8 protein-coding genes are annotated in these 6,013 nt (G+C 34.3%); 2 read left to right on the top strand and 6 right to left on the bottom strand.

The genetic code is table 11. The annotated features are described in order from the left end of the window. Nucleotides 1-287, top strand: a 287-nt coding sequence (locus tag F823_RS0110105) for an IS3 family transposase (protein ID WP_019595748.1), incomplete at its 5' end; no start/stop codon positions are given. A gap of 103 nt (nt 288-390) precedes the next feature. Here F823_RS0110105 and F823_RS0110100 read toward each other — a convergent pair. The 5 genes from F823_RS0110100 to F823_RS0110080 all read right to left on the bottom strand — a co-directional run bounded on the left by F823_RS0110100 (nt 391) and on the right by F823_RS0110080 (nt 4,767). After that, on the bottom strand, nt 391-831 hold the full coding sequence (locus tag F823_RS0110100) for a MarR family winged helix-turn-helix transcriptional regulator (protein ID WP_002844071.1): 441 nt from the start codon (nt 829-831) through the stop codon (nt 391-393). 222 nt (nt 832-1,053) lie between these two features. Beyond that, nucleotides 1,054-1,584, bottom strand: coding sequence for an SMC-Scp complex subunit ScpB (gene scpB / locus F823_RS0110095; protein ID WP_002845953.1), 531 nt, complete (start codon nt 1,582-1,584; stop codon nt 1,054-1,056). A 3-nt stretch (nt 1,585-1,587) separates the two neighbouring features. Beyond that, entirely contained in the window at nt 1,588-2,325 is a 738-nt protein-coding gene (locus tag F823_RS0110090) for a segregation and condensation protein A (protein ID WP_026333387.1), read from the bottom strand. A 28-nt stretch (nt 2,326-2,353) separates the two neighbouring features. Further along, nucleotides 2,354-2,965, bottom strand: coding sequence for a site-2 protease family protein (locus tag F823_RS0110085; protein ID WP_002845951.1), 612 nt, complete (start codon nt 2,963-2,965; stop codon nt 2,354-2,356). Between the two features lie 131 nt (nt 2,966-3,096). Beyond that, nucleotides 3,097-4,767 (bottom strand): ribonuclease J, encoded by a 1,671-nt coding sequence (locus F823_RS0110080; protein ID WP_002845950.1) that lies wholly within the window; start codon nt 4,765-4,767, stop codon nt 3,097-3,099. 176 nt (nt 4,768-4,943) lie between these two features. Here F823_RS0110080 and F823_RS0110075 point away from each other — a divergent pair, with 176 nt between their 5' ends. Beyond that, on the top strand, nt 4,944-5,693 hold the full coding sequence (locus F823_RS0110075; protein ID WP_002845948.1) for a metal-dependent hydrolase: 750 nt from the start codon (nt 4,944-4,946) through the stop codon (nt 5,691-5,693). Between the two features lie 85 nt (nt 5,694-5,778). Here F823_RS0110075 and F823_RS0110070 read toward each other — a convergent pair. Then, on the bottom strand, nt 5,779-6,013 hold a 235-nt coding region (locus F823_RS0110070; RefSeq protein ID WP_019595651.1), incomplete at its 5' end, for a hypothetical protein.

Genomic DNA, 6,013 nt, shown 5'->3' with positions numbered 1-6,013 from the left:
GATGGCAATATCAAAACAGCTACTACATTAAAGAACTAGAAAAGCATCAAATAACGCAGTCAATGTCAAAAAAAGGAAACTGCTACGATAACTGTATTATGGAAACATTCTTTGGCAGACTAAAAACAGAGATGTATTATGGATATGAGAGAGATTTTAAGACATTTAAAGAGTTTTCAAAAGCAATAGATGAATATATATACTACTACAACAACGAAAGGATTCAGAAGAAAACAAAATGGATGCCACCTACTTTGTATAGGTTAGCATCCATGAATGTAAACTAAATATTAATGTGTCCAGTTTTATGGGTACACATCAATGTACACGTATTTTTATTATCACATATTATTAATTTAGATGCAATCTTTAGATAAAGATTCTTAAGAATTAATAAAGTTTTTCAGTCGCCTTAAATAGAACTGACAAGCTCTTTTCTAGACTCTTCTTAAACTTTTCATCAAAACTAGACATATTATTAGCTATTGATGTAGCTATCCTATCTTCTTCGCTCTTAAGTACTTCTTTACCTTCTTCAGTTAGACCATAGAATGTATTTCTTCTATCTTTTTCATCCTCTTCTCTAAAGACATATCCTAGTTCTACCATCTTATTTAAAAGAATACATAGGCTTGATGTTGATACATACAAGTCCTTACTTAGATTCTTTAATTCAATCTTATCATATTTCTTAACTTGCTCTAGTGTAAAAAACTGCTTAGAAGTTAACTTCTGTATTTTCTTAGTTCCTGTACCTGCAATATTTTTGATAAGATTGTCAAATAAGTTTAGATTCTGTAAAATTAGAAGTGCTAATTCCTTATCTTCCATTTTTTTGCCTCCAATACTTAAAATAATAATCTCCCTAGCCATTGGCTTTTCGAATAAAATATATTAACAATTTTAATATACCATAAATCCTATATAATGAAAAGACCTAAATTAAATAAATTTAAAGTTTCACAATTTTTTTATAAAATTTTATAAATTATACATAAATATTAATTAAGAATTTCTTGATATTAATATAATTCTTTCTTTATTATTTCAATTCTAGTCTATTCCATTACTATTTGGGTTATCCGGCAGCTCCTCAAGAGACTGAATGTCTAGTAATTTTAAAAATTCATCAGTAGTCCTATAGATTATAGGCTTACCTGTTTTGTTGAGCCTGCCAGCCTCATATATAAGGTTGTTGTCTATAAGTGTGGCTATTACCTTGTCGCACTTGACTCCCCTGATCTCTTCTAGGTCATTTTTTGTTATAGGCTGCTTATAAGCAATTATTATCAAGGACTCAAAAGTTGCCTGACTAAGGTTTTTCTTCTTGTTGGGTTCAACAACTCTCTTAACAAAGTCACAATATTCATCATTCGAACACATTTGGTATTTATCGTTTAACTTAATTATCTGTATGCCCCTTTTGTTTTCCTTATATTCCTCTATAAGTTTATTCAGCATAAGTTCAATTTCCTTAAAAGAAAGCTCTTCATTTATAGCCATATTTAATTCTTTTATTGAAATAGGTTCTGCATACGAAAACATTATAGCTTCTATTATATTTTTGATATCACTTCTTCTCATATATTACTCCTGGTTCAACTTAATAATTTTTATCTGGTCGTAGAATTTTTCCTGTACAATCTGAACTTCCTTTAACTTGACCATCTCAAGTACAGCAAGAAAACTGGCGATAATCTCTTTTTTATCCTGCTCTTTACTTATATTAGAAAAATCTAGGATTGCACCATCCTTTAACATCTCTCTTATGTATGTTATCTTATCTTCTACAGATACGATCTTGTTCTTGACAATGGTCTTTAGTTTTTGATTCTTTTCTAGCTTTTCTTCCATTTTGACCAAGTCCTTGTCTGAGAACAAGCTAGGCAGTATATCTATTATCTTATCAAGATTTATTGATCCTAGGTCATATACAAGGTCAGAACTATGGTTATTAGGAGCACTCCTATAATATCTCCTGTCATACTCACTAACCCTTGGAAGCAAGTCTTCAGATATATTTTTGTACTTTTTGTACTCCTCTATTTTTTGGACAAGTTCAAGTCTAGGGTCTTCCTGGTCCAAGGACTTGTCTTTCTGGTAGAGAACATATCTAGACTTTATCTCTAAGAGTTTTGATGCCATAGCTATAAAGTCACTGGCAGTATCAAGGTCGATTCCCTGCATACTATCTACATACTCAACATACTGGTCTGTTATTTCAACTATAGATATGTCCCTTATGTCTATTTTATTTTTATTTATCAAATCAAACAAAAGGTCCATAGGCCCTTCGTATATTCCCGTCTGCACGCTGTAAGACACGCACTTCACCTCACTTAATTAATTTATATTACAAGAACAACCTGACTAAGCCCAAAAACAGCCCATAGATAGGACTCAGTATATATGTTAGCTTACCTGAAAACATAAGGACTATAAATAGTATATAGGCGTAGTTTGAGTAGGCATACATCTTCTCTACTATTCTAGCTGGTAAAAATGTTGCCAATACGTTCCAACCATCAAGTGGTGGTATAGGAAGTATATTAAAGGCTGCAAAACCAATATTATAGGTAATCATAGCAACAAATATGTCTGAAAACAGGGGACTAGTTATAAACCTACTCATTATTGCAAATACTATTGCAGAAACAATGTTGAATGCTATACCAGCCAAGGATACAGTAATATTCCCTAATCTCAGATTCCTGTAGTTGTATGGGTTGACAGGCACTGGCTTTGCCCATCCAAAATGTATCAAAAACATCATCAACATACCAAATGGATCAATATGGTCTATGGGATTAATAGTCATCCTTCCCATATTTTTGGCTGTATCATCACCGTTTAAATGAGCTACATAGGCATGACCAAACTCGTGAATTGAAATTGCAAACAAGATGGCCAAAGCACTCGTCAAAAACGATGAAATTGAATTTAAAAAATTTATATCAAAATTCATTTTTTCCTCCTTAAAATAGTACTAAAGAGATTATAAAACAAGAACCTTTAGATACTATTAATTCTTATTTTACAAAAATAAGAGGACAACCAATAGCTATCAGCCCTTGGTTGACCCCTTAACGACTCTTTCTATACTTCCATCAATATAGGCAATATCATAGGATTTCTCTTAGTCTTAATATACAGATAATCCTTTAGTTCTTCCTTTATAGTATTCTTGATATAAGCCCATTCTTTTATATTCTTTGACTCACACTGTTCAAATACATTGTTTATTATAGCCTTTGCGCCATCCATCAAGCCCTCAGACTCTCTCACATATACAAATCCTCTTGATATGATGTCTGGACCTGCAAGTATCCTACCATCTTCCTTAGATAGGGTTACAACAATAGTCATAAGTCCATCTTCTGATAGGTGCTTTCTATCCCTAAGGACAATATTACCAACATCTCCAACCCCAAGACCGTCTATAAGAATTCTACCTGAGGCTACTCTTCCGGCCTTTCTAGCAGACCTCCTATCCACCTCAAGGATATCTCCATTGGATATTATAAATATATTATCCGGGTTAGTACCTACACTCTTTGCAAGCTCTGCATGTCTCTTTAGCATCTTGTACTCACCATGTACTGGCAAGAAGAACTTTGGCTTGGCAAATGCCTGCATCAGCTTTAATTCATCCTGTCTAGCATGACCAGATACGTGTATATCAGCTATGTCACTAGATACAACCTCTGCTCCCTTTTCTAGTAGGAAGTTTATGATTTTTGATACTGTCTTTTCATTTCCTGGTATAGGATGGGCTGAGATAATAACTAGGTCACCCTTCTTTATCTCTACTTTTTTGTGTTCTGAATTAGCCATTCTTGCTAGGGCTGACATTGGTTCACCCTGAGAACCTGTTGTGATTATGACAAGTTCTTCATCCTTATACTTGTGTATATCGTTTAAATCAATTATATGCTCATCTGTAGTCAAATATCCTAAATCCTTGGCAACACCTAATATATTGACCATAGATCTTCCTGATACTGCTACCTTTCTTCCGTACTGCTTGGCTGCATCAGCTATCTGCTGTAGCCTGTGAATATTAGATGCAAATGTAGCAACAATTATCCTCGAATTCTGAGCCTTTTTGAATAGATCATCAAGACCTGCTCCCACGCTCTTTTCAGACATTGTAGAACCTGGCTTGTCTGCATTTGTTGAATCCGCCATCATCAATAGGATACCCTCTTCGTCACTAATCTGGCATATCCTATGTATATCCATCATTTCACCATCGATAGGTGTAAGGTCTATCTTAAAGTCTCCCGTATGGTATATAACCCCTTGATTAGTATGTACTGCTATAGAGTAAGCATCCGGTATAGAATGGTTAACTCTTATAAATTCCACGCACATATTCTTTAACTTAATCTGGTCCCTAGAACCTACCGTATTGAGTTTAGCCTTTGTAATCCTGTGTTCTTTTAGTTTTACCTTTACAAGCTCCATACTCAAGGCTGAACCATACACTGGAACGTTAATCTTCTTCAAGATGTAAGGCATTGCTCCAATGTGGTCCTCATGACCGTGAGTGATAAATATCCCCTTCACCTTGTCTATATTCTTCTCTAAATATGTAATATCTGGTATTACTATATCAATTCCCAACAACTCATCTTCTGGGAAACATAGACCTGCGTCTATTACTATTATCTCGTCCTTATACTCAATAAGGGTCATATTTTTACCAATTTCGTTTAGACCACCTAGAGGTATAATCTTTATCTTATCGTTATTATTTCTTGACAAAATCTACTCTCCTTTTTATTTTATTTAACTTAATCACGAACACAAATGTTACTATATATAATACCACACTTTTATACCTTTTAAAATATTTTTTATATAGAATAGCGATATTTGACATTTTGTTTCAATTTATGTATGATAAACTGAGAATATGAAGATAAAGGAAAGGATTTATTATGAGGGGTAAAACACACTTGATCCTAGGCAGCCTATCAAGCCTAGAACTTGCAATACTTTACAATATTCCTATAGGACCTGTTGGACTGGCTAGTGTCTTATTTTGCTCTATTGTGGCGGACCTAGACGAGTCCAATTCCAATGTTATGAACAATATCATAAGAAAAGATACTACAAAAAAAATCCACACCCTGCTATCATACTTCTTAGCAATAGTCCTTTTTTACTACTCCCAGAAAGTTGGTAAAAACTTCTACCTGGCACTCGGTATCTCGGTGATTGTGGTAACCCTTACAACAAAAAAATTCACAGCTGGTAAATTAAGAAATATATTTATATTTATATTTTTCTTTATACTGTCTCTTAATTTTTATCTTTTTGATTTTAATTTGGGACTTGTTTTTATCAGTAGTTTATTGTCACTGTTTCCATTTTTAAAACACAGGAAACTAACCCACTCACTCATTATGTTACTTATAGTCTATGGACTTGTCCACCTAGTTGAAGTACAGACCGGTATCAGGCATCTGGCTATCTTGTCTACTATAGCTTACTCAAGTCACCTAGTGCTTGATCTGACAACCAAAATGGGGATACCTCTTTTCTACCCCTTTAGTTCAAAAAACTATAGCCTGTTTCCTTTGAGAGTCGGCTCCTTATTTTGCAATATGGTAGAAAATATCCTTATAGTCATAATGGCCATCATATTTTCATTATCACTAATAAGTATCGGACCAATATTTAAATAGAACAACCTAATAAATATACAATCGAGTAGGGAGGACTTTCTCCTCCCTCTCACACCACCGTACGTGCCGTTCGGCATACGGCGGTTCAATTCATGTAATAATCTAAACAACTAATGAGTCCTCGCTTTGCGAGGATTTCTTTTGTTATCTTGCGAAGTCCGGCTGTTTTTGCTACCGCCTGATAATGGTCTGCAAATCCTACGGATTGTCTTGCCATCCATTCGGGTACGCCAAGTTTCTTTAACCCCCACATCCTTTTCTCACTGGTTTTCCACTGTTTCCAGATGACTATTCTCATACGGTTTCGAAGATGTTCGTCT

The organism is Peptostreptococcus anaerobius VPI 4330 = DSM 2949 (genome assembly GCF_000381525.1).
Taxonomy (GTDB): Bacteria; Bacillota; Clostridia; order Peptostreptococcales; family Peptostreptococcaceae; genus Peptostreptococcus; species Peptostreptococcus anaerobius.
This window is presented reverse-complemented; position numbering and strand designations above follow the sequence as displayed.